The 21,872-nt window shown below is 61.1% G+C and carries 22 protein-coding genes; 12 read left to right on the top strand and 10 right to left on the bottom strand.

Features of this window, described 5'->3' with window-relative positions; genetic code table 11:
• Positions 1-6: 6 nt before the first annotated feature.
• On the bottom strand, positions 7-663 hold the full coding sequence (locus ACMTA2_RS26675) for an alpha/beta hydrolase (protein ID WP_053189802.1): 657 nt from the start codon (positions 661-663) through the stop codon (positions 7-9).
• 472 nt (positions 664-1,135) lie between these two features.
• Here ACMTA2_RS26675 and ACMTA2_RS26670 point away from each other — a divergent pair, with 472 nt between their 5' ends.
• The 4 genes from ACMTA2_RS26670 to ACMTA2_RS26655 all read left to right on the top strand — a co-directional run bounded on the left by ACMTA2_RS26670 (position 1,136) and on the right by ACMTA2_RS26655 (position 5,298).
• Positions 1,136-2,167, top strand: coding sequence for an amino acid ABC transporter substrate-binding protein (locus tag ACMTA2_RS26670; RefSeq protein ID WP_413792480.1), 1,032 nt, complete (start codon positions 1,136-1,138; stop codon positions 2,165-2,167).
• A gap of 65 nt (positions 2,168-2,232) precedes the next feature.
• A complete protein-coding gene (locus ACMTA2_RS26665) occupies positions 2,233-3,414 on the top strand; it encodes an amino acid ABC transporter permease (protein ID WP_413792479.1) in 1,182 nt (393 codons plus the stop codon).
• Between the two features lie 10 nt (positions 3,415-3,424).
• A complete protein-coding gene (locus tag ACMTA2_RS26660) occupies positions 3,425-4,522 on the top strand; it encodes an amino acid ABC transporter permease (protein ID WP_413792478.1) in 1,098 nt (365 codons plus the stop codon).
• 11 nt (positions 4,523-4,533) lie between these two features.
• Positions 4,534-5,298: an amino acid ABC transporter ATP-binding protein gene (locus ACMTA2_RS26655; RefSeq protein ID WP_413792477.1), complete on the top strand. Its 765-nt coding sequence runs from the start codon at positions 4,534-4,536 to the stop codon at positions 5,296-5,298.
• Positions 5,299-5,357: 59 nt separating this feature from the next.
• On the opposite strand, the gene ACMTA2_RS26650 is transcribed toward ACMTA2_RS26655, so the two are convergent.
• Together ACMTA2_RS26650 and ACMTA2_RS26645 are read right to left on the bottom strand one after the other, a co-directional pair.
• Positions 5,358-5,840: a type II toxin-antitoxin system MqsA family antitoxin gene (locus ACMTA2_RS26650; protein ID WP_003178333.1), complete on the bottom strand. Its 483-nt coding sequence runs from the start codon at positions 5,838-5,840 to the stop codon at positions 5,358-5,360.
• Positions 5,837-6,148 carry a type II toxin-antitoxin system MqsR family toxin gene (locus tag ACMTA2_RS26645; RefSeq protein WP_413792476.1) on the bottom strand — a complete coding sequence of 104 codons (312 nt, stop codon included), beginning with the start codon at positions 6,146-6,148 and terminating at the stop codon, positions 5,837-5,839. Before ACMTA2_RS26645 ends, ACMTA2_RS26650 begins: the two co-directional genes overlap by 4 nt.
• Positions 6,149-6,311: 163 nt before the next feature.
• On the opposite strand from ACMTA2_RS26645, the gene ACMTA2_RS26640 reads away from it, so the two are divergent.
• From ACMTA2_RS26640 to ACMTA2_RS26620, 5 genes are all read left to right on the top strand, one after another.
• Positions 6,312-6,971, top strand: a complete 660-nt coding sequence (locus ACMTA2_RS26640) for a FadR/GntR family transcriptional regulator (protein WP_413792475.1) — start codon at positions 6,312-6,314, stop codon at positions 6,969-6,971.
• A gap of 13 nt (positions 6,972-6,984) precedes the next feature.
• Positions 6,985-8,289 carry a CynX/NimT family MFS transporter gene (locus tag ACMTA2_RS26635; RefSeq protein ID WP_413792474.1) on the top strand — a complete coding sequence of 435 codons (1,305 nt, stop codon included), beginning with the start codon at positions 6,985-6,987 and terminating at the stop codon, positions 8,287-8,289.
• A gap of 88 nt (positions 8,290-8,377) precedes the next feature.
• Positions 8,378-8,848 carry a nuclear transport factor 2 family protein gene (locus ACMTA2_RS26630; protein WP_413792473.1) on the top strand — a complete coding sequence of 157 codons (471 nt, stop codon included), beginning with the start codon at positions 8,378-8,380 and terminating at the stop codon, positions 8,846-8,848.
• A gap of 37 nt (positions 8,849-8,885) precedes the next feature.
• The gene (locus tag ACMTA2_RS26625; protein ID WP_413792472.1) at positions 8,886-9,209 is read left to right on the top strand and encodes a GIY-YIG nuclease family protein; all 324 of its coding nucleotides are present in this window, start codon (positions 8,886-8,888) and stop codon (positions 9,207-9,209) included.
• Positions 9,210-9,289: 80 nt separating this feature from the next.
• The gene (locus ACMTA2_RS26620; RefSeq protein ID WP_413792471.1) at positions 9,290-10,225 is read left to right on the top strand and encodes a glutathione S-transferase family protein; all 936 of its coding nucleotides are present in this window, start codon (positions 9,290-9,292) and stop codon (positions 10,223-10,225) included.
• A gap of 121 nt (positions 10,226-10,346) precedes the next feature.
• On the opposite strand, the gene ACMTA2_RS26615 is transcribed toward ACMTA2_RS26620, so the two are convergent.
• Both ACMTA2_RS26615 and yejK read right to left on the bottom strand, forming a co-directional pair.
• On the bottom strand, positions 10,347-10,703 hold the full coding sequence (locus tag ACMTA2_RS26615) for a glutaredoxin family protein (protein WP_413792470.1): 357 nt from the start codon (positions 10,701-10,703) through the stop codon (positions 10,347-10,349).
• A complete protein-coding gene (yejK, locus tag ACMTA2_RS26610; protein WP_030139623.1) occupies positions 10,703-11,707 on the bottom strand; it encodes a nucleoid-associated protein YejK in 1,005 nt (334 codons plus the stop codon). The genes ACMTA2_RS26615 and yejK overlap by 1 nt, the downstream gene beginning before the upstream one ends.
• A 395-nt stretch (positions 11,708-12,102) precedes the next feature.
• Between yejK and ACMTA2_RS26605 the strand changes: the two genes are divergently transcribed.
• A complete protein-coding gene (locus tag ACMTA2_RS26605; RefSeq protein ID WP_413792469.1) occupies positions 12,103-12,384 on the top strand; it encodes an HU family DNA-binding protein in 282 nt (93 codons plus the stop codon).
• Between the two features lie 92 nt (positions 12,385-12,476).
• Here ACMTA2_RS26605 and rlmF read toward each other — a convergent pair whose 3' ends face one another.
• The 5 genes from rlmF to ACMTA2_RS26580 form a co-directional block, all read right to left on the bottom strand.
• Positions 12,477-13,502, bottom strand: coding sequence for a 23S rRNA (adenine(1618)-N(6))-methyltransferase RlmF (gene rlmF / locus ACMTA2_RS26600; RefSeq protein ID WP_413792468.1), 1,026 nt, complete (start codon positions 13,500-13,502; stop codon positions 12,477-12,479).
• Positions 13,503-13,729: 227 nt separating this feature from the next.
• A complete protein-coding gene (locus tag ACMTA2_RS26595) occupies positions 13,730-16,576 on the bottom strand; it encodes a valine--tRNA ligase (RefSeq protein WP_413792467.1) in 2,847 nt (948 codons plus the stop codon).
• Positions 16,577-16,811: 235 nt separating this feature from the next.
• On the bottom strand, positions 16,812-17,177 hold the full coding sequence (locus ACMTA2_RS26590) for a DNA polymerase III subunit chi (RefSeq protein WP_413792466.1): 366 nt from the start codon (positions 17,175-17,177) through the stop codon (positions 16,812-16,814).
• A gap of 8 nt (positions 17,178-17,185) precedes the next feature.
• Entirely contained in the window at positions 17,186-17,614 is a 429-nt protein-coding gene (locus ACMTA2_RS26585; RefSeq protein WP_413792465.1) for a DNA polymerase III subunit chi, read from the bottom strand.
• A 60-nt stretch (positions 17,615-17,674) separates the two neighbouring features.
• Positions 17,675-19,165 carry a leucyl aminopeptidase gene (locus tag ACMTA2_RS26580; RefSeq protein ID WP_413792464.1) on the bottom strand — a complete coding sequence of 497 codons (1,491 nt, stop codon included), beginning with the start codon at positions 19,163-19,165 and terminating at the stop codon, positions 17,675-17,677.
• 459 nt (positions 19,166-19,624) lie between these two features.
• Between ACMTA2_RS26580 and lptF the strand changes: the two genes are divergently transcribed.
• Together lptF and lptG are read left to right on the top strand one after the other, a co-directional pair.
• The gene (gene lptF / locus ACMTA2_RS26575; protein WP_413792463.1) at positions 19,625-20,746 is read left to right on the top strand and encodes an LPS export ABC transporter permease LptF; all 1,122 of its coding nucleotides are present in this window, start codon (positions 19,625-19,627) and stop codon (positions 20,744-20,746) included.
• The gene (lptG, locus tag ACMTA2_RS26570) at positions 20,739-21,800 is read left to right on the top strand and encodes an LPS export ABC transporter permease LptG (protein ID WP_413792462.1); all 1,062 of its coding nucleotides are present in this window, start codon (positions 20,739-20,741) and stop codon (positions 21,798-21,800) included. The genes lptF and lptG overlap by 8 nt, the downstream gene beginning before the upstream one ends.
• Positions 21,801-21,872: the final 72 nt, after the last annotated feature.

Here is a 21,872-nt window from a genome sequence, read left to right as displayed (position 1 = left end):
GGCCTCTTAGCGCAGCCGCTCGGCCAGCCAGGTGCCGATGTCGCGAATCTCCTCGGGTAACACTTCGTGGCCCATTGGGTATTCTTGCCATGTCACGGTGACACCATGCTGCTTTAGATACTCTTTTGCGGTCCGGCCCATGGGGTTGAGTACCACTTCGTCGTATTGGCCGTGCAGGGCCAGCACCGGAATGCGTTGCTGGCTGGCCGACAATTGCAGTTCATCGCTGAACGTCGGTGCATACGTGGACAGCGCGATCACACCGCCCAGCGGCCCCTGCCATTTCACGAATGCGGTGTGATAGACCACCGCGCCACCCTGGGAAAAACCTGCGAGGAAAATCCGCGAGGCGTCTATTCCGCTGGCTCGCTGGGTTTCGACCAGGTCGATGACCCGCTGCGCCGAGGCTTCGAGTTGCTGTTCGTCAATGGCCCGGGCCGGGCTCAAGGCGCGGATGTCGTACCAACTGGGCATGGCATAGCCACCGTTGATCGTTACTGGCTGGGTGGGAGCCTGGGGTAGAACGAAACGCGTGGTGAGCAGGCTTTGCTGCAACATTTCGGCGACCGGCAGGAAATCAAAACGATCGGCGCCCAAGCCATGGAGCCAGATAACGCACGCGTCGACGGTGCTGCTGGGCTCGAGAATCAGGGGGTCGGTCATGGTTGTGCTCCAAATCTGTGCGGGTGCGCCCAATCAGTGCGTGATTACAGTGCGCTTCCGGTGTCTCAGTTAATTAGATGTCGCAAAGTTGAAAGTTTTTGTCTTGACGTGTTTTACATGGCCTAAGCGCAGCGGTCTGGTACGGGCTTTGCTATGGGGTAGCTGAGTGATGATTCTTACGCTGCGCGGTAACACTATCAGTTAGACGCGCCGCATGGGATATCAGAAATCCGGTGATGAATGTTCGCCAGTAGCCGCTACGGGCTTCGCGAACGTGAAGGGCTACAGCCCGTTCGGCCGATTGGTGAGAGATGGGCATGACCACTGTTTACGGACATCCTCATTATTAGACTCATAGCGAAGGTCCAGACGTCGGTTGACCCTAAAAAAAGCCAACAAGGGTCGGCAATGCCCCAAAAGGGTGCGATAGGGCCCAAGCTCCGACACAACAAGAGCAAAACTGGAGGTTTGAATGAAGTTACTGAAATCCACCCTGGCAATCGTCACTGCGGCAGCAGTACTTGGTGTCAGCGGGTTCGCTCAGGCGGGTGCAACCCTGGATGCCGTGAAGAAGAAAGGTTTTGTGCAATGTGGCGTGAGTGATGGTCTGCCAGGTTTCTCGGTGCCTGATTCGACCGGCAAGATCGTCGGTATCGACGCTGACTTCTGCCGCGCCGTTGCCGCTGCGGTGTTCGGTGATGCGACCAAGGTCAAGTTCAGCCAGTTGAACGCCAAGGAGCGCTTCACCGCGCTGCAATCCGGCGAAATCGACATCCTGTCGCGCAACACCACCATGACCAGCTCTCGCGACGCCGGCATGGGCCTGAAATTCCCAGGCTTCATCACTTATTACGATGGCATCGGCTTCCTGGTTAACAACAAGCTGGGCGTCAAGAGTGCCAAGGAACTGGACGGTGCAACCATCTGCATCCAGGCCGGTACCACCACCGAGCTGAACGTTTCCGACTACTTCCGCGGCAACGGCCTGAAGTACACCCCGATCACTTTCGACACCTCCGATGAAAGCGCCAAGTCGCTGGAATCCGGCCGTTGCGACGTGCTGACATCCGACAAGTCCCAACTGTTTGCCCAGCGCAGCAAGCTGGCATCGCCGAAGGACTATGTGGTACTGCCGGAAACCATCTCCAAGGAGCCTCTGGGGCCGGTCGTGCGTAATGGCGATGACGAGTGGCTGGCGGTTGTGCGTTGGACTGGCTACGCCATGCTCAACAGTGAAGAAGCCGGCATCTCTTCGAAAAACGTCGAAGCTGAAGCCAAGTCCACCAAGAACCCTGACGTCGCGCGTATGCTCGGCGCTGACGGTGAATACGGCCAGGACCTGAAACTGCCGAAAGACTGGGTCGTGCAGATCGTCAAGCAAGTCGGCAACTACGGTGAAGTGTTCGAGCGTAACCTCGGCAAGGGGACTCCGCTGGAAATCGATCGCGGGATGAACGCTCTCTGGAACGCTGGCGGCATTCAATACGCACCACCAGTGCGCTGATGGTTCTATCACCCGGTGGGCCAACCACCGGGTGATGTTCTGTTCCATTCCTTGCGGGGCACTTCATGCAAAATTCAATCGGCGCACCTAAGCAGAGGCTCAGCCTCAGCGATCCACGAGTGCGTGCGTGGGTATTTCAGATCGTCACCATCGTGGCGGTTATTTCGCTGGGCTGGTTTCTGTTCGATAACACGCAGACCAACCTCGAGCACCGGGGCATCACTTCCGGTTTCGGCTTCCTGGAGCGCAGTGCCGGTTTTGGCATCGCTCAAACCCTGATCGACTACACCGAGGCGGACAGTTATGCCCGCGTCTTTGTCATCGGGTTGCTCAATACACTGCTGGTGACGTTCATCGGCGTGATCCTGGCAACGATCCTCGGTTTCATTGTCGGCGTGGCCCGACTGTCGAAAAACTGGATCATCGCTAAAGTGGCGACCGTGTATGTGGAGGTTTTCCGCAACATTCCGCCGCTGCTGCAGATACTGTTCTGGTATTTCGCGGTGTTCCTGACCATGCCGGGGCCGCGCAACAGTCATAACTTCGGCGACACCTTCTTTGTCAGCAGCCGCGGCCTCAATATGCCGGCGGCGCTGGTGGCGGAGGGGTTCTGGCCGTTCGTGGCCAGTATCGTGCTGGCGATCGTCGCCGTCGTGCTGATGACCCGTTGGGCCAACAAGCGTTTCGAAGCGACCGGCGAGCCGTTCCATAAGTTCTGGGTGGGCCTGGCGCTGTTCCTGGTGATTCCGGCGTTGTGCACGCTGATCTTCGGCGCTCCCGTGCACTGGGAAATGCCGGAGCTCAAGGGCTTCAACTTCGTCGGTGGCTGGGTACTGATTCCTGAACTGCTGGCCTTGACCCTCGCCTTGACCGTATACACCGCGGCGTTCATCGCCGAGATCGTGCGCTCGGGCATCAAGTCGGTCAGCCATGGCCAGACCGAGGCGGCTCACTCGCTGGGCCTGCGCAACGGTCCGACCTTGCGCAAGGTAATCATCCCGCAGGCCCTGCGCGTGATCATCCCGCCGTTGACCAGCCAATACCTGAACCTGGCGAAGAACTCTTCGCTGGCGGCCGGTATCGGTTACCCGGAAATGGTTTCGTTGTTTGCCGGTACGGTGCTGAACCAGACCGGGCAGGCCATCGAAGTCATTGCCATCACCATGAGCGTGTACCTGGCGATCAGTATCAGCATTTCCCTGCTGATGAACTGGTACAACAAGCGCATTGCGCTGATCGAGCGGTGAGGAAACGCGCATGACATCCCATACTTTCAAACCTGACATGCCCCCTCCGAGCAGCAGCATCGGTGTGGTGGCGTGGATGCGCGCGAACATGTTCTCCAGCTGGCTCAACACCTTGCTGACGTTGTTTGCGTTCTATCTGATCTACCTGGTGATTCCCCCGATCCTCAGCTGGGCGATCCTCGATGCCAACTGGGTCGGCACCACCCAGGCCGACTGTACCAAGGAAGGCGCCTGCTGGGTGTTCATCCAGCAGCGTTTCGGCCAGTTCATGTACGGCTATTACCCGACGGACCTGCGCTGGCGCGTAGACCTGACCGTTTGGCTGGCAGTGCTCGGTGTCGCGCCGCTGTTCATCTCGCGCTTCCCGCGCAAGGCGATCTACGGCCTGAGCTTCCTGGTGCTGTACCCGATCATTGCCTGGTGCCTGTTGCACGGCGGGGTGTTCGGCCTGGCCGCGGTGGCAACCAGCCAATGGGGCGGCCTGATGCTGACCCTGGTGATCGCCACTGTCGGTATCGCCGGCGCGTTGCCGCTGGGTATCGTCCTGGCCCTGGGCCGGCGCTCGAACATGCCGGCGATCCGTGTGGTCTGCGTGACCTTCATCGAGTTCTGGCGCGGTGTGCCATTGATCACGGTGCTGTTCATGTCGTCGGTGATGCTGCCGCTGTTCCTGCCCGAAGGCATGAACTTCGACAAGCTGCTGCGGGCACTGATCGGGGTGATCCTGTTCCAGTCGGCCTACGTGGCCGAAGTGGTGCGTGGCGGCCTGCAAGCCATTCCCAAGGGGCAGTACGAAGCAGCCGCGGCGATGGGCCTGGGTTACTGGCGCAGCATGGGCCTGGTGATTCTGCCGCAAGCCCTGAAGCTGGTGATCCCGGGTATCGTCAACACCTTCATTGCGTTGTTCAAGGACACGAGCCTGGTGATCATCATTGGCCTGTTCGACTTGCTCAACAGCGTGAAACAAGCTGCCGCCGACCCGAAATGGCTGGGCATGGCCACCGAAGGCTATGTGTTCGCCGCCCTGGTGTTCTGGATTTTCTGTTTTGGTATGTCCCGCTATTCCATGCATTTGGAACGCAAGCTGGACACTGGCCACAAGCGTTAGGAGCGTAGTTTATGAGTGAAGCGATCAAACAGCCTGTGAGCCCTGAAGGCATTATTCAGATGCAGGGTGTCAACAAGTGGTACGGCCAGTTCCATGTGTTGAAAGACATCAACCTGAACGTCACCCAGGGTGAGCGTATCGTGCTGTGCGGCCCGTCGGGCTCCGGCAAGTCCACCACCATCCGTTGCCTCAACCGTCTGGAAGAGCACCAGCAGGGTCGCATCGTGGTCGACGGCGTGGAACTGACCAACGACCTCAAGCAGATCGAAGCGATCCGCCGTGAAGTCGGCATGGTGTTCCAGCACTTCAACCTGTTTCCGCACCTGACCATCCTGCAGAACTGCACCCTGGCGCCGATGTGGGTACGCAAGATGCCCAAGCGCAAGGCCGAGGAAATCGCCATGCATTACCTGGAGCGCGTGCGCATTCCAGAGCAGGCGCACAAGTACCCGGGCCAGCTCTCCGGCGGCCAGCAACAGCGTGTGGCCATTGCCCGTGCCCTGTGCATGAAGCCGAAAATCATGTTGTTCGACGAGCCGACCTCGGCCCTCGACCCGGAAATGGTGAAAGAAGTGCTGGACACCATGATCGGTCTGGCCGAAGACGGCATGACCATGCTCTGCGTGACCCACGAAATGGGCTTCGCCCGTACCGTGGCCAACCGCGTGATCTTCATGGACAAGGGTGAAATCGTCGAACAGGCCGCGCCGAACGACTTCTTCGACAACCCGCAGAACGACCGCACCAAGCTGTTCCTGAGCCAGATTCTGCACTGATCCAGTCTTAGGCAGTGAAATAAACCCGGACTTGTCCGGGTTTATTTTTAATGGGCCGCTCAGCAAGCCGTGAGGGTCTCGTGTTCCTTGTGCACCGTCGTTTTGAATTGCCGCAAGTCTGCGTCTTCAGCGAAGGCATGGACATCGGCAAGCAAATGCGGATAACGATCAAGCAGGCGCATCAGCAAGATCAACGCCTTGGGTGGCACTACCTCGCCGCGCTCGTAGCGGGAAAACGCATTGTGTCCACCGCCCGATAGCAGCAGTACCGCTTCCTTTTGCGATAGATGCAGTTTGCGCCGGACACGTTTGATCTCTTCGCCGATCATTCGCCTGGCCGCGTTGACCAGCTCATCACCTGCGTGGTCGTAGCGATCCGAGCAGCTTGAATCGAGCTCGACTTCGCCGCACATCTGACATTCCCAGCCAGACAAGTCATCGACCCGGCGTTCCAGTCCCTTGACGCTCATGGTTTCGCCGCGACCTTCGAAATGCAACATACCTTCCGGGGCACCACAGCTGAAGCATTGCTGGTGTTTCATGAGTTTTTCTCCTTGAAGGAAATTACCGGTGGGCCTCCGCTGGGGCGGTACGTCACCTTCAGGTAAATCTGCAGACCGTGTGAATTGGCGTGGTAGACGTCATGCCAGACTCGATGATCGTCATAGGTGGTCATCGATTTGTAGAACTGTTTTCGCTCAAGCCCATGGATGACCTGCTGCATGTCCGAGACGTTTAAACCGAGCGTCCGAGCAGCGTTCTTCGCAGTGCTGGTGAAAGCTTTCCCTTTAAGCCGCCTGACATCTGCCTGTATCGCCGCCAAGGCGTAGTGGGGTGTGTTCTTTTCCATAGAACGGCGTGCCTTGTCCTTAAAATTACCCTCAAAGGGTAATTTTGACTAATCGAAAATCTCGTTTCTTTACCTCCCGTTGACCCTAGGCGGTTGCCGTCCCACATGAAGCTGACTAACATGTCAGAAAATTCATCCTATGATTGGATGAAAGGTGAGTTCCATGTCAGATATTTCTCCTTTGATTAAGCGGTCCTTAGTCGATCAAGCTCTGGATCAACTGCGCCAGCGCATCAGTGATGGCGTGTGGGTCGTGGGCCAGCGTTTGCCCACCGAGCCGGAGTTGGTGATCGAGCTGGGGATCAGCCGCAATACCGTGCGCGAAGCCATGCGCGTGCTGGCGTTTTCCGGGCTGATCGAGATCCGTCAGGGTGACGGCAGCTATGTACGGGCGACGGTGGACCCGCTCGATACGCTCAAGGTGCTGTCGCGCTGTTCGCTGGAGCAGGCCCGGGAAACCCGGCATATCCTCGAAGTCGAGGCCATCGGCCTGGCCGCGCTACGGCGCACCGAGGAAGACTTGCTGGCCTTGCGCAAGGCACTCCGGGTCAGTGGCGAGCATTACCACGGCGACCTGGAGCATTACATCGCCTGCGATCTGGTGTTCCACCGCCTGTTGGTGGACGCCGCGCACAATCCGGCGCTCAGCGAGCTTTATGGTTACTTTTCCAGCGTGATCGCTGCGCAGTTGCGCCAGAGCCTCAACATCATTCCCCGCCATCAGCATGTGTTCGACCTGCACGTCGAAATCCTCGAAGCCGTCGAACGCCAAGACCCGGAGCAGGCCAAGGCCCTTTGCCGGCAGTTGATCAATGCACCCTGAACCCGAGTTTTCCATGTCCCGCGATTTGCTTGATCCCACCCCCTCGACGACGTCCAAGCGCGTCGCCGAACTTGAAGAACTGTTGATCGACGCCGAAGCCGACGACGCCCAGGTCCAGCAGGGCCACCCACTGGTGCGCCGGCCCTGGCTGTTGCTGCTCGGGCTGATCCTGGTGGCGCTGAACCTGCGGCCGGCGTTGTCGAGCATGGCGCCGGTGCTCAGCGAAGTGTCAAGAAGCCTGGGCCTGTCGGCTGCCCAGGCCGGGTTGCTGACCACGCTGCCGGTGCTCTGCCTGGGGCTGTTCGCGCCGCTGGCGCCGGTGCTGGCGCGACGCTTCGGGGCCGAGCGCGTTGTACTGGGGATCTTGCTGACACTGGCGGGCGGGATTGTCCTGCGCAGTGCGTTCGGTCAGGTCGGGCTGTTTGCCGGCAGTATCCTGGCCGGGGCGAGCATCGGCGTGATCGGCGTGCTCTTGCCGGGCATCGTCAAGCGCGACTTCGCCAAGCAGGCTGGCGCCATGACCGGCGTCTACACCATGGCGCTGTGCCTGGGCGCGGCGATGGCGGCCGGGGCAACGGTGCCGTTGAGCGAGCACCTTGGAAACCGTTGGGCCTTGGGCCTGGGGTTCTGGGTGGTCCCGGCGCTGCTGGCCGCGCTGTTCTGGTTGCCGCAAGTGGGTGAGCGACACGGTGCCCATCAGGTGACGTACCGGGTCCGAGGCTTGCTGCGTGATCCCCTCGCCTGGCAGGTGACCTTGTACATGGGGTTGCAGTCGTCCCTGGCCTACATCGTCTTTGGCTGGCTGCCCTCGATCCTGATCGGACGCGGCCTGACCCCGACCCAGGCCGGGCTCGTGCTGTCCGGCTCGGTCATCGTGCAGTTGATCAGCTCCCTCGCCGCGCCCTGGCTGGCAACGCGTGGCAAGGATCAGCGCCTGGCCATCGTGGTGGTCATGGTCATGACCCTGGGCGGGCTGTTCGGTTGCCTCTACGCCCCCATCGATGGCTTGTGGGGCTGGGCGATATTGCTGGGGTTGGGGCAGGGCGCGACCTTCAGCCTGGCGCTGACGCTGATCGTGTTGCGCTCGCGTGACGCCCATGTGGCCGCGAACCTGTCCGGCATGGCCCAGGGCTTCGGCTATACGCTGGCGTCGTTGGGGCCCTTCGCGGTAGGCGTGGTCCACGACTTGACCGGCGGCTGGAATGCCTTGGGCTGGATCTTCGGCCTGGTCGGCCTGGGGGCGATCATCGCGGGTATCGGCGCAGGTCGGGCATTGTACGTGGGGGGCAGCAGTGAAAGAGTGACTGATCTTCTTTGATGTCATTTTCGTGGCGAATGACGATAGTCTTCCTTGCGCCGGCAGATTATCGTGCAGGCTGACTGAAACGTTTTTTCGGAGCCTGTCCATGAGCGATGCCCACAACGCCTTGATCACCCGTTTTTACCAGGCCTTCCAGCGCCTGGACGCCGAGGCCATGAGCGCCTGCTACACCGATGACGTGGTGTTCAGCGACCCGGCCTTTGGCGAGCTGCGCGGGCGCGATGCCGGTGACATGTGGCGCATGCTCACCACCCGGGCCAAGGATTTTTCCCTGACCTTCGATAACGTGCGCAGCGATGAGCGCACCGGCGGCGCCCATTGGGTGGCGACGTACCTGTTCAGCCAGACCGGCAACGTCGTGATCAATGACATTCAGGCGCGTTTCGTCTTTCGTGATGGCAAGATCTGCGAGCACCACGATCACTTCGACCTGTGGCGTTGGTCTCGCCAGGCGTTGGGCACCAAGGGGTTGCTGCTGGGCTGGACCCCCCTGGTGCGCAACGCCGTCAGGGCCCAGGCGCTCAAGGGGCTGCGGGCGTTCCAGGCCAGTCGCTGATAAGATCGCGGCTTGTTCCCGCACCTGTTGAACGCTTGTGACGATCGCCAACGACATTTCCGACCTGCCTGTCGAGGCGCCCGCCGAATCGGGCAAGCCCTGGTTCGTCTATCTGGTACGGGCCGCCAACGGTTCGCTGTACTGCGGCATCAGCGATGACCCGGTACGGCGCTTCGCCAAGCATCAGAGCGGCAAGGGCGCGCGCTTCTTCCTCTCCAGCCCGGCGGTGGCGCTGGTGTATACCGAAGCCTGTCGCGACAAGGGCGAGGCCCTGCGCCAGGAGCGACTGATCAAGAAACTCAGGAAGAGCGCCAAGGAGTGCCTGGTGGCGAGTGCGCTGTCGCTTCATCAGCCTGGCTGATAGGCCTCTATCAGGTGGGTAGGCTTATCCCGCTGCGGCGCGCTAAGCTGCAAGCCTTCATTCCTGCAGTGGCGAATCTCATGTCAGAGCTGATTCTTCATCATTACCCAACGTCTCCTTTTGCGGAAAAAGCCCGTCTGTTGCTGGGCTTCAAGGGCCTGTCCTGGCGTTCGGTGAGCATTCCGCCAATGATGCCCAAACCCGACCTGACGGCACTGACGGGCGGCTACCGCAAGACCCCGGTATTGCAGATCGGCGCGGATATCTATTGCGATACGTCCCTGATGGCCCGCCGGCTGGAGCAGGAAAAAGCCTCGCCGGCGTTGTTCCCCGAGGGCCGGGAGATGATCGCTGCATCGTTTGCGGCATGGGCCGATTCGGTGGTGTTCCAGCACGCGGTGAGCCTGGTGTTCCAGCCTGAATCGGTGGCGGTGCGTTTCGCCAAGCTGTCGCCTGAAGCGATCAAGGCGTTTATCAGCGACCGCGCCGGGCTGTTCAGTGGCGGTACGACTACACGCTTGCCTGTCGACCAGGCCAAGCACCAGTGGCCGACGATCATGGCGCGCCTGGAGCAGCAGTTGCAGCGCGAGGAGGGCGATTTCCTGTTGGGTGATCCGTCGATTGCCGACTTCGCCATGGCCCATCCGCTGTGGTTCCTCAAGGGTACGCCGGTGACCTCGCCGCTGGTGGATGCCTATCCGGCTGTTTCGGCCTGGCTGGCGCGGGTGCTGGGTTTCGGCCATGGTGCGTCGAGCCAGATAAGTGCCGAAGAAGCCTTGGAGTTTGCCCGCAACGCGACACCGCAAGCGCTGCCGGATGAGTCGTTCGAAGAGCCGAACGGGTTCACCTCAGGGCAGCAGGTAACTATCGCTGCGACGGACTATGGCGTTGACCCGGTGGCAGGGGAGTTGTTGTTTGCGGGTAGCGAAGAGTTGATTTTGCGTCGCGAAGATGAGCGTGGCGGGGTGGTGCATGTGCACTTTCCGCGGTTCGGGTTTCGGATCGAGGCTCGCTGAGCGACGAATGACCTGTGGGAGCGAGCTTGCTCGCGATGGCGGCGACACATCCAGCATTGATGCAAGCTGACCCACCGCTATCGCGAGCAAGCTCGCTCCCACAGGGGATTTGCGATGATGACTAGCTGGCAGACAACGCCTTGAGAATATTCTCCGGCTCATACCCGCGAATCAACGTGCCGTTCACATCGAGGATCGGAATCCCGCGACCGCCCAGCGCCTCGTAGGCCCTGCGCGCCTCGGTGTCCTTCTCGATATCGAACTCGCGAAACGGCACGCCTTTCTCATCCAGGAAACGCCGGGTGGCTTTGCAGTAGCCGCACCAGTCGGTGGCATACAACACGACCCGGGCGTTGGCCCGAACCTGTTCCGGCACCCGTTGCGACGGGTTGAATACCCACTCGATCTTGCCCCAGTGCTGGTACGCCACCACCACCAGCAAGACCAGCAGACATTTCTTCAGTACCCCGCCGAGCATCAGTTGCGCCGCTTGAGCTGATCCGTCAGTGACGTCGGCAACCCCTTGATGATCAGCGTGCCGGCTTCTTCGTCATATTCGATCTTGGAGCCCAGCAAGTGCGCTTCGAAGCTGATAGACAAGCCTTCGGCGCGGCCGGTGAAGCGGCGGAACTGGTTGAGGGTGCGTTTATCCGCCGGGATTTCCGGCGACAACCCATAGTCCTTGTTGCGAATGTGGTCGTAGAAGGCTTTCGGGCGCTCTTCGTCGATCAACTCGGAGAGTTCTTCCAGGCCCATGGGCTCGCCGAGCTTGGCCTGGCTGCTGGCGTAGTCCACCAGGGTCTTGGTCTTTTCCCGGGCGTCGTCTTCCGGCAGGTCTTCGCTTTCGACGAAGTCGCTGAAGGCCTTGAGCAGGGTGCGGGTCTCGCCGGGGCCGTCGACGCCTTCCTGGCAACCGATGAAGTCACGGAAGTACTCCGAGACCTTCTTGCCGTTCTTGCCCTTGATGAACGAGATGTACTGCTTCGATTGCTTGTTGTTCTGCCATTCCGACACGTTGATCCGGGCCGCCAGGTGCAATTGGCCCAGGTCCAGGTGGCGGGACGGGGTCACGTCCAGTTCATCGGTCACCGCCACGCCTTCGCTGTGGTGCAGCAGGGCGATGGCCAGGTAGTCGGTCATGCCCTGCTGGTAATGTGCGAACAACACGTGGCCGCCCACCGACAGGTTGGACTCTTCCATCAGCTTTTGCAGGTGTTCCACCGCCACGCGACTGAATGCGGTGAAATCCTTGCCGCCGTCCAGGTATTCCTTCAGCCAGCCGCTGAACGGATGCGCCCCGGACTCGGCATGGAAAAAACCCCAGGCCTTGCCTTGCTTGGCGTTATAGCTTTCGTTGAGGTCGGCGAGCATGTTCTCGATGGCGGTGGACTCTGCCAGTTCGGAGTCGCGGGCATGGAGCACAGCAGGGGTGCCGTCGGGTTTTTTGTCGATCAGGTGGACGATGCAATGACGGATCGGCATGGATTTCTCGGCTGATGAAAGAGAGGAGGGCGTGCTCCCCGAAAAGGGCTCAGTGTACCGCAATCACTGGTTTTGAAACCCTGCAAAGGCCCTTTCAGAGCCGTCCGACAGCCTATATGCATTTTTTTAACGTTTTAGCGCAAGAAAGCTGACCAAATGGGTAGCTAGAGGCGGATATTTCAGAGGCGTTGTGCTAGTTTTGCCCGGTCTTACGCGAAGTCACTGCGTTAAGCGTGCATTCAGCATCTGTCAGGTCGAACCAAACCCGGTTTTTGGCATCTATTACCCCGATCCGTCGTGGTGATTGCCGAGGGTGCCTGATCCAGAGAGATCCGGCTCGATGGCTGACACTGCACTCTGCAATCCATATGAATTTGATAGGGAAGGAACACTACATGGCTCTTACTAAAGACCAACTGATCTCTGATTTGGCTGAATCTGTAGACGCACCAAAAGCTACCGTGCGTGCTCTGCTGGACCAACTGGGCCAAGTCGTTGCCGATCAGCTGGAAAATGGCGGCGAAATCACCCTGCCAGGCGTTGGCAAGCTGAAAGTCACCGAGCGTCCTGCCCGTACCGGCCGTAACCCTTCGACTGGCGCTGCCATCGAAATCGCTGCCAAGAAAGTGATCAAGCTGGTTGTGGCCAAAGGCCTGACCGACGCGGTCAACAAGTAAGACCGCTGTAAAAAAAACCGTGCCTCGGAGCGATCCGGGCACGGTTTTTTATTGCCTTGGAAAAAGTATGTGGGAGCAAGGCTTGCTCCCAATCAGCCTTTGCGAACCCAGCGGGCTTGGCGCCAGGCTTGTTGCTGGGCCTCGGTCTGGAAGGTCCAGGCCACGAAACGACTCTGCTTCTGGCCCTGGGACATTTCCACCACCTGGCTGTGCAGCGCCCCGGCCTTTTTCAGCGCGGTTTGAATCGTCGGCAGGTTCGACGCCTTCGACACCAGGGTGCTGAACCACAGCACTTGCCCGGCCACTTGGGCACTCTCGCCGATCAGTTGCGTCACGAACCGGGCTTCTCCGCCCTCGCACCACAACTCCGCAGCCTGCCCGCCGAAATTCAGCACTGGCAGCTTACGCTTCGGATCGGCCTTGCCCAGTGCCCGCCACTTGCGCTGGCTGCCCTTGGTGGCTTCCTCCAGGGACGCATGGAACGGCGGGTTGCACATCGTCAGGTCGAACCGTTCACCATCCTCCAGCAGGCCCAGGAGGATCTGCTTGCGGTTGGCTTGCTGGCGCAACTGGATGGACTTGTTCAAACCATTGGATTGGACGATGGCCTTGGCCGAGGCGATGGCTGTCGGGTCGATCTCCGAACCGAGGAAGTGCCAGCGGTAGTCACTGTAGCCGATCAACGGATAGACGCAGTTGGCGCCGGTGCCGACGTCCAGCACCTTGACGGCCGCTCCGCGGGGGATTTCACCTTCGTTGTGGCTGGCGAGCAAATCGGCGAGAAAGTGCACATAGTCCGCACGCCCTGGCACCGGCGGGCACAGGTAGTCGGCCGGGATATCCCAGTGGGCGATGCCGTAGAAAGATTTGAGCAGCGCCCGGTTGAACACCCGCACGGCTTCGGGGCTGGCAAAGTCGATACTTTCCTTGCCGTAGGGATTGATGATCACGAACTTTGCCAGTTCGGGTGTGCTCTTGATCAACGCCGGGAAATCATAGCGGCCCTGATGGCGGTTGCGAGGATGCAGGCTGGCCTTCTCCCGTGGCGCCACGGCCTTGGCCTCGGTGGCGGGTTTTGGCTTCTGGCGGGCTGGTTTGGGTGTACGGGGGGCGGTCATGGGCGAGTCGATTCGGGGATGGCTCAAAAAGTGGCGGGCATTGTCCCATTATTCAAATGTGGGAGCGAGCTTGCTCGCGATGGCGGCGACACATCCAGTATCGATGCAAGCTGACCCACCGCTATCGCGAGCAAGCTCGCTCCCACAGGGGGCTCAGCATGAGTAAGAAAGTGCCAGGCATAAAAAAGGAGGTCCGATAGGACCTCCCTTTTCATTGCGAACCGCCGTTACAGGCTGGAGATCCGTCCATGTTGTTCGGCCAGCTTGCCCAAGGCCTGTTCGGCCTCGGCCAGTTTGGCCCGTTCCTTCTCGATGACTTCGGCCGGTGCCTTGTCAACGAAGCCGGCGTTGGACAGCTTGCCGCCGACCCGCTGCACTTCGCCCTTCAGGCGCAGGATTTCCTTGTCCAGGCGCGCCAGTTCGGCGGCCTTGTCGATCAGGCCGGCCATCGGCACCAGCACTTCCATCTCGCCGACCAGGGCGGTGGCCGACAGTGGCGCTTCTTCGCCGGCGGCCAGGACCGTCACCGATTCGAGCTTCGCCAGTTTCTTGAGCAGCGCCTCGTTTTCATTGAGGCGGCGCAGGTCTTCGGTGCTGGCGTTCTTCAGGAACAAGGCCAGTGGCTTGCCCGGGCCGATGTTCATTTCGGCGCGGATGTTACGCAGGCCCAGCATGAAGGTCTTGAGCCATTCGATGTCGTCTTCGGCCGCTGGATCGATGCGGGTCTCGTTGGCCACCGGCCACGGTTGCAGCATGATCGTCTTGCCTTGGATACCCGCCAGCGGTGCGATGCGCTGCCAGATTTCCTCGGTGATGAACGGCATGAACGGATGTGCCAGGCGCAGGGCCACTTCCAGTACGCGCACCAGGGTGCGGCGGGTGCCGCGCTGGCGTTCGGCTGGGGCGTTTTCATCCCACAGCACCGGCTTGGAGAGTTCCAGATACCAGTCGCAATACTGGTTCCAGATGAACTCGTACAAGGCCTGCGCGGCCAGGTCGAAGCGGAACTGGTCCAACTGGCGGGTCACTTCGGCTTCGGTGCGCTGCAACTGGGAAATGATCCAGCGATCGGCCAGGGTCAGCTCAAAGGCTTCGCCGTTCTGACCGCAGTCTTCCCCCTTATCCAGCACGTAGCGCGCGGCGTTCCAGATCTTGTTGCAGAAGTTGCGATAGCCTTCGACGCGGCCCATGTCGAACTTGATGTCGCGACCGGTGGACGCCAGCGAGCAAAAGGTGAAACGCAGGGCATCGGTGCCGTAGCTGGCGATGCCCTCGGCGAATTCTTCGCGGGTGGCTTTTTCGATCTTCTTCGCCAGTTTCGGCTGCATCAGACCGGAGGTGCGTTTCTGCACCAGGGTTTCCAGGTCGATGCCGTCGATGATGTCCAGCGGGTCCAGGACGTTGCCCTTGGACTTGGACATCTTCTGGCCCTGGCCGTCGCGTACCAAGCCGTGGACGTAGACCGTCTTGAACGGCACTTGCGGGGTGCCGTCCTCGTTCTTCACCAGGTGCATGGTCAGCATGATCATCCGGGCGACCCAGAAGAAAATGATGTCGAAGCCGGTGACCAGCACGTCGGTGGAGTGGAATTTCTTCAGGAACTCGGTCTGCTGCGGCCAGCCCAGGGTCGAGAACGTCCACAGGCCCGAGCTGAACCAGGTGTCGAGGACGTCGTTGTCCTGTTGCAGCGCCACGTCCGGGCCGAGGTTGTGCTTGGCGCGGACTTCGGCTTCATCGCGGCCGACATAGACCTTGCCCGACTCGTCGTACCAGGCCGGGATGCGATGGCCCCACCACAGCTGGCGGCTGATGCACCAATCCTGGATGTCACGCATCCAGGAGAAGTACATGTTTTCGTATTGCTTGGGCACGAACTGGATGCGGCCGTCTTCCACGGCGGCAATCGCAGGTTCAGCCAGCGGTTTGGTGGACACGTACCACTGGTCGGTCAGCCACGGCTCGATGATGGTACCGGAGCGGTCGCCTTTCGGGACTTTCAGGGCGTGATCGTCGACGCTGACCAGCAGGCCGGCGGCCTCGAATGCCGCGACGATCTGCTTGCGCGCTTCGAAGCGCTCCAGGCCGGCGTATTCGGCCGGGATCTGGCCGTCGACGCTTTCGTTCAGCGTGCCGTCGAGGTTGAACGCCTGGGCGGCCGGCAACACGTTGGCGTTCTTGTCGAAGATGTTCAGCAGCGGCAGGTTGTGGCGCTTGCCGACTTCATAGTCGTTGAAATCGTGGGCCGGGGTGATTTTCACGCAACCGGTGCCGAATTCAGGGTCGCAGTAATCGTCGCCGATGATCGGGATGCGCCGGCCAACCAGGGGCAACTCGACGAACTTGCCGATCAGTGCCTGATAGCGCTCGTCGTTCGGGTTCACCGCCACGGCCGAGTCGCCCAGCATGGTTTCCGGACGCGTGGTGGCGACGATCAGGTAATCCTTGCCTTCGGCAGTCTTGGCACCGTCGGCCAACGGGTACTTCAGGTTCCACAGGAAACCTTTCTCGTCGTGGTTCTCCACTTCGAGGTCGGAAATGGCCGTGTGCAACTTGGTGTCCCAGTTGACCAGGCGCTTGCCGCGATAGATCAGCCCGTCTTCGTGCAGGCGCACGAAGGCTTCCTTCACTGCTTCCGAGAGGCCGTCGTCCATGGTGAAGCGCTCGCGGCTCCAGTCCACGGACGAGCCGAGGCGCCGGATCTGGCGGCTGATGTTGCCACCGGACTCGTCTTTCCATTCCCAGACCTTCTCGAGGAACTTCTCGCGACCCAGGTCATGGCGATTCTGGCCCTGGGCTTCGAGGCGACGTTCAACCAGCATCTGCGTGGCGATACCGGCATGGTCGGTGCCCGGCTGCCACAAGGTGTTGCGGCCTTGCATGCGACGAAAACGGATCAGGGCGTCCATGATCGCGTTATTGAAGCCGTGGCCCATGTGCAGGCTGCCGGTGACGTTCGGCGGCGGGATCATGATGGTGTAGGAATCGCCCGCGCCTTGCGGAGCGAAATAATTCTCGGACTCCCAGGTGTTGTACCAGGAAGTTTCAATGGCGTGCGGCTGGTAGGTCTTATCCATGCGCGGCGGGACCCTATTGGCATTTATTCAGGAAAAGCCGGGAAGTATAGCGGGCGGGGCTGGTGCAAGCCACAAGCTGCGAGCGAGAAGCCGGATGGAGGAGCGCAGTTGAACCCTGTGGGAGCGAGCTTGCTCGCGATGGGGCCGGCACATTCAATACCTATGCAGGCTGAGCCACCGCTATCGCGAGCAAGCTCGCTCCCACAGGGAAGTGCAATCAGTCAGGCGTCGGAGGTTACTCGTACTGGCTCAGCAACCGTTCCATCCGCGCATCCAGCCGGCGCTTGATCTCTGTTTCGATGTGCGGGGCGAAGTCGTCGATGACGTCTTGCATGATCAACTGCGCGGCGGCGCGCAATTCGCGGTCCAGGTGCAGCAGGGCGTCGGGGCCCTTCACTTCGGCCTTGGCGACGGGCTTGGGTTCCGGCTGGCCGTTGATCGGATCGAACAGCAGCGGAATCTGCTCGTCATGCACCGGCTCGTGCACGACGGTGTCGGTCAGCAGCGGTGGTTGCAGGTTGTCGTCGCCGAGCAGTTGGCGGATCGACTCGAGGTCATCCAGCAGGTGCGCGGGCTTTTGTGGCGATTTTGGAGTGTCCATCGTAGGGCTCAGAGTCGCTGTAAACGGTGGTCTTGCAGAGGATAGCCCTGTTCGCGGTAGAAACGGAAACTCTCCCGCGCGGCTTGTCGGATGGTCGCGTCCTCCACTACCACTTCCGCCACGCGGGCGAAGCGTTGGGCAAAGGCCGGTACTTTCAGGTCGAGGTTGACCAGCAGGTCATGGTGCTGACCGCAGTCATTTCCCAGTCCCAGCACGATCAGCCCTTCGGGTTCGCTTTCGGCCGGGCCGTGGGGCACGAAACTCTCGCCCTTGAACGCCCACAGGCGAGTGTCCAGGTCATCGCGCTGGGCGGCATCGCTGCAATGCAGGTAGATGCGGTGCCCCATGCGCCAGGCCTTTTCAGTCAGTTTGCAGGCGAAATCCAGCCGCGCCGACGGGTCGGCGCTGGGCAGGATATAGAAATCGACTTTGGTCATTGCGGTTCCTGAGCCGCCGATGACGCCGCCCGAGGACGACGCCAACGACGGTCATTGGTGTCAGGCCTTGGCGCGGTCCAGCAGGTACTGGGTCAGCAGGGGCACCGGACGACCGGTGGCGCCCTTGTCCTTGCCGCCGCTGGTCCAGGCCGTGCCGGCGATGTCCAGGTGCGCCCAGTTCAGGTTCTTGGTGAAGCGCGACAGGAAACAGGCCGCGGTGATGGTCCCGGCTTTGGGACCGCCGATGTTGGCGATGTCGGCGAACGGGCTGTCCAGTTGTTCCTGGTACTCGTCGAACAGCGGCAACTGCCAGGCGCGGTCGTCGGCTTGTTGGCCGGCGCTGAGCAGTTGGCCGATCAGCTCGTCGTTGTTGCCCAGCAGGCCCGAGGTGTGGGAGCCCAGGGCGACGATGCAGGCGCCGGTCAGGGTTGCGATGTCGATCACCGCTTGCGGCTTGAAGCGCTCGGAGTAGGTGAGGGCGTCGCACAACACCAGGCGGCCTTCGGCGTCGGTGTTGAGGATTTCCACGGTCTGGCCGCTCATGGTGGTGACGATGTCACCCGGGCGCGAGGCCGTGCCGCTAGGCATGTTCTCGGCGCAGGCCAGGATGCACACCAGGTTGATCGGCAGTTGCAGTTCGAGCACGGCGCGCAGGGTGCCGAACACGCTGGCGGCGCCGCCCATGTCGTACTTCATTTCATCCATGCCGGCGCCCGGCTTGAGGCTGATGCCGCCGGTGTCGAAGGTGATGCCCTTGCCGACCAGTGCGTACGGCTTCTCGGACTTCTTGCCGCCGTTGTATTGCATGACGATCAGGCGTGGCGGCTGGGCGCTGCCCTGGCCGACCGAGTAGAACGAGCCCATGCCCAGGTCCTTGATCTTCTTCTCGTCGAAGACCTCGACTTTCAGGCCCTTGAATTCCTTGCCCAAGGCCTTGGCCTGCTCACCCATGAACGTCGGGTGGCAGATGTTCGGCGGCAGGTTGCCCAGATCGCGGGTGAAGGCCATGCCGTTGGCAATCGCGGTGGCGTGGGTCACGGCGCGCTGGACTTCAGCCTGGGCGGCCTTGATGGTCAGCAGGGTGATTTTCTTCAGGGCGCGGGGTTCGGCTTTCTGGCTCTTGAACTGGTCGAACTGGTATTCGCCGTCCACCAGGGTTTCGGCCAGCAGGCGGTTCTTGCCGTAGCTGTCGCGGCCCTTGACCACCAACTCGTCCAACGCCAAGGCGGCATCGGTGCCGCCCAGGCCTTTAAGAGTGGCCAACACGCCGGCGATGATTTTACGAAATGGACGGTCGCCCAGTTCGGCGTCCTTGCCCACGCCCACCAGCAGCACGCGATCGGCCTTGAGGTTGGGCAGGCTGTGCAGCAGCAGGCTCTGGCCGACCTTGCCGGCGAGGTCGCCGCGCTTGAGCACGGCGCTGATGGCACCGCCGCTCAGGCTGTCGAGTTGGGTAGCGGCGACGCCGAGCTTGCGGTTTTCACCGACGGCAACCACCAGCGTGGCGGTTTTCAACGTTTCTGGGCTGACGCTTTTTACAACCAGTTCCATGTCCGGATCCCTGAGTGAATGGTCAAGATGCCAGGTGTCGCACGATGGCGCGCCGGGCGAGCTGCTTCTATATAGGTGAAAGCGCCGGTGTGTGCCGGCGACAAAGGCCGCAGTTTGAACCCCGGCGGCCGAGCCTGACAACCCTCGGCGCGCCTAACTTTTCGGCTTTGAGCACCGGCTTAAAGCGTGCGAAGTGACAGGCGCCTCCAATCACAGGATAATGCGGCTCTTTTTTCGGCGGCTCGCGTTGGCGGGCCGGCTCGATATGTTTGCTTGTTTGGCCGCCTTAAGGGTTTGTATGAAAAGTCGCCGAGCGGCGATCAGGCAAGGCGAAAACAGGCGAGGAAGCGGAGTTGACTGGCTGTCAATGAACATTCCGAGCCTGTTTTCAACGCAGCATGATCGTCGCGCAGGCACTTTTCATACAAAACCCAGCCTGACAACCCTGGAGTGTCTGGTGTGATCGTCTTCCGTTATCTATCCCGCGAAGTCCTGCTGACCCTGAGCGCCGTCAGTGCCGTGCTGCTGGTCATCATCATGAGCGGGCGCTTCATTAAATACCTCGCCCAGGCGGCGTCCGGCGCCCTGGATCCGGGCTCCCTGTTCCTGATCATGGGGTTCCGCCTGCCCGGCTTCCTGCAGTTGATCCTGCCCCTGGGGTTGTTCCTCGGCATTTTGCTGGCCTACGGGCGCTTGTACCTGGACAGCGAAATGACGGTGCTGTCGGCCACCGGCATGAGCCAGCAACGCCTGTTTCGCATGACCCTGTTCCCGGCCACATTGGTGGCGCTGGTGGTGGCCTGGCTGAGCCTGAGCCTGTCGCCCCAGGGCGCCAACCAATTCCAACTGCTGATCAACCAGCAGGACGCCTTGACCGAATTCGACACCCTGGTGCCGGGGCGCTTCCAGGCGCTGCGCGACGGTACGCGGGTGACCTACACCGAACAGCTCTCGGATGACCGGATCAACCTGGGCGGCGTCTTCATTACGCAGAAGAACCTGTCGGCGGACACCAAGAAGGACCGCGGCATTTCCGTGCTGGTGGCCGAGAAGGGCCGCCAGGAACTCAGCCCCGACGGCAACCGCTACCTGATCCTGGAAAACGGCTATCGCTACGACGGCAAACCGGGGCAGGCCGATTACCGGGCCATCCGGTACGACACCTATGGCGTGCTGTTGCCCAAGCCCGAGGTCAGCGAGGAAGTCACCGACCGCGACGCGATGCCGACCGCCAGCCTGCTGGGCAACAAGGACATTCGTGCCCGCACCGAGCTGCAATGGCGCCTGTCGTTGCCGCTGCTGGTGTTCATCGTGACCCTCATGGCGGTGCCGCTGGCGCGGGTCAACCCGCGCCAGGGCCGTTTCCTCAAGTTGCTACCGGCGATTCTCCTGTATATGGCTTACCTGACCATCCTGATTTCCGCTCGCAGCGCCCTGGAAAAGGGCAAGATCCCGCCAACGCTGGGCTTGTGGTGGGTGCATGGCATCTTCCTGGCCATCGGCCTGGGGCTGCTCTATTGGGAGCCGCTGCGCCTGAAGCTGGCCAGTCGTCGCAGCACGCTGGAGGTGGCCCGTGGTTAAACTCGACCGCTACATCGGCAGCAGCGTGTTCATGGCGATCCTCGCGGTACTGGGGATTATCCTTGGCCTGGCGACCCTGTTTGCCTTCATCGATGAAATGAGCGATGTCAGCGATACCTATACGCTGATGGATGTGGCGAGCTACGTCCTGCTGACCGCGCCGCGGCGCCTGTATGACATGCTGCCGATGGCGGCGCTGATCGGCTGCCTGATCGGCCTGGGCAGCCTGGCCAGCAACAGCGAGCTGACCATCATGCGCGCCGCCGGCGTGTCCATTGGTCGGATCGTCTGGGCGGTGATGAAGCCGATGCTGGTGTTGATGCTGGTGGGCCTGCTGATCGGCGAATACGTCGCCCCGGCCACCGAAAATACCGCCCAGGCCAACCGCTCCCTGGCCCAGGGCGGCGGTGATGCGCAAAGTGCCAAGCACGGCCTGTGGCATCGCCAGGGCGACGAGTTCATCCATATCAACTCGGTCCAGCCCAATGGCATCCTCTACGGGGTGACCCGCTATCGTTTCGACGAGCAACGGCACATGCTGTCGTCGAGCTTCGCCAAGCGCGCGAATTTCGCCGAGGACCACTGGCAGTTGAGCGGTGTCAGTACCACCTTGTTCCATGACAAGCGCACCGAGGTGGTTGCCGCCCCGCAGGAGCGTTGGGACGTGTCGATCAGCCCGCAGCTGCTCAGCACCGTGGTGATGGCGCCTGAATCCCTGTCGATTACCGGCTTGTGGGGGTATATCCACTATCTGGCGGACCAGGGCTTGAATAACGGCCGCTATTGGCTGGCTTTTTGGGTCAAGGTGTTGCAACCGTTGGTCACCGCCGCCCTGGTGTTGATGGCGATTTCCTTCATTTTCGGTCCGCTGCGTTCGGTGACCCTTGGCCAGCGGGTGTTTACCGGTGTACTGGTGGGCTTCACTTTCCGCATTGCCCAGGATCTGCTGGGGCCGTCGAGCCTGGTGTTCGGTTTCTCGCCGCTGTTCGCGGTGCTGGTGCCGGCAGGCGTGTGTGCGCTGGCCGGGCTCTGGCTGCTGCGCCGGGCTGGTTGACCCCAATTCTTGTGGCGGGCAGGCTTCTGTGGCGAGGGGATTTATCCCCGTTGGACTGCGCAGCAGTCCCCA

The sequence above is a fragment of the Pseudomonas medicaginis genome (assembly GCF_965119365.1).
Classification (GTDB): domain Bacteria; phylum Pseudomonadota; class Gammaproteobacteria; order Pseudomonadales; family Pseudomonadaceae; genus Aquipseudomonas.
Note: the sequence above shows the minus strand (reverse complement) of the source record. Positions and strands in the feature narration are given on the sequence as shown.

Coding starts and splice junctions, on each gene's coding strand:
- ACMTA2_RS26675 (WP_053189802.1), bottom strand. CDS start 663: ATGACCGACCCCCTGATTCTCGAGCCCAGCAGCACCGTCGACGCGTGC.
- ACMTA2_RS26670 (WP_413792480.1), top strand. CDS start 1,136: ATGAAGTTACTGAAATCCACCCTGGCAATCGTCACTGCGGCAGCAGTA.
- ACMTA2_RS26665 (WP_413792479.1), top strand. CDS start 2,233: ATGCAAAATTCAATCGGCGCACCTAAGCAGAGGCTCAGCCTCAGCGAT.
- ACMTA2_RS26660 (WP_413792478.1), top strand. CDS start 3,425: ATGACATCCCATACTTTCAAACCTGACATGCCCCCTCCGAGCAGCAGC.
- ACMTA2_RS26655 (WP_413792477.1), top strand. CDS start 4,534: ATGAGTGAAGCGATCAAACAGCCTGTGAGCCCTGAAGGCATTATTCAG.
- ACMTA2_RS26650 (WP_003178333.1), bottom strand. CDS start 5,840: ATGAAACACCAGCAATGCTTCAGCTGTGGTGCCCCGGAAGGTATGTTG.
- ACMTA2_RS26645 (WP_413792476.1), bottom strand. CDS start 6,148: ATGGAAAAGAACACACCCCACTACGCCTTGGCGGCGATACAGGCAGAT.
- ACMTA2_RS26640 (WP_413792475.1), top strand. CDS start 6,312: ATGTCAGATATTTCTCCTTTGATTAAGCGGTCCTTAGTCGATCAAGCT.
- ACMTA2_RS26635 (WP_413792474.1), top strand. CDS start 6,985: ATGTCCCGCGATTTGCTTGATCCCACCCCCTCGACGACGTCCAAGCGC.
- ACMTA2_RS26630 (WP_413792473.1), top strand. CDS start 8,378: ATGAGCGATGCCCACAACGCCTTGATCACCCGTTTTTACCAGGCCTTC.
- ACMTA2_RS26620 (WP_413792471.1), top strand. CDS start 9,290: ATGTCAGAGCTGATTCTTCATCATTACCCAACGTCTCCTTTTGCGGAA.
- ACMTA2_RS26615 (WP_413792470.1), bottom strand. CDS start 10,703: ATGCTCGGCGGGGTACTGAAGAAATGTCTGCTGGTCTTGCTGGTGGTG.
- yejK (WP_030139623.1), bottom strand. CDS start 11,707: ATGCCGATCCGTCATTGCATCGTCCACCTGATCGACAAAAAACCCGAC.
- ACMTA2_RS26605 (WP_413792469.1), top strand. CDS start 12,103: ATGGCTCTTACTAAAGACCAACTGATCTCTGATTTGGCTGAATCTGTA.
- rlmF (WP_413792468.1), bottom strand. CDS start 13,502: ATGACCGCCCCCCGTACACCCAAACCAGCCCGCCAGAAGCCAAAACCC.
- ACMTA2_RS26595 (WP_413792467.1), bottom strand. CDS start 16,576: ATGGATAAGACCTACCAGCCGCACGCCATTGAAACTTCCTGGTACAAC.
- ACMTA2_RS26590 (WP_413792466.1), bottom strand. CDS start 17,177: ATGGACACTCCAAAATCGCCACAAAAGCCCGCGCACCTGCTGGATGAC.
- ACMTA2_RS26585 (WP_413792465.1), bottom strand. CDS start 17,614: ATGACCAAAGTCGATTTCTATATCCTGCCCAGCGCCGACCCGTCGGCG.
- ACMTA2_RS26580 (WP_413792464.1), bottom strand. CDS start 19,165: ATGGAACTGGTTGTAAAAAGCGTCAGCCCAGAAACGTTGAAAACCGCC.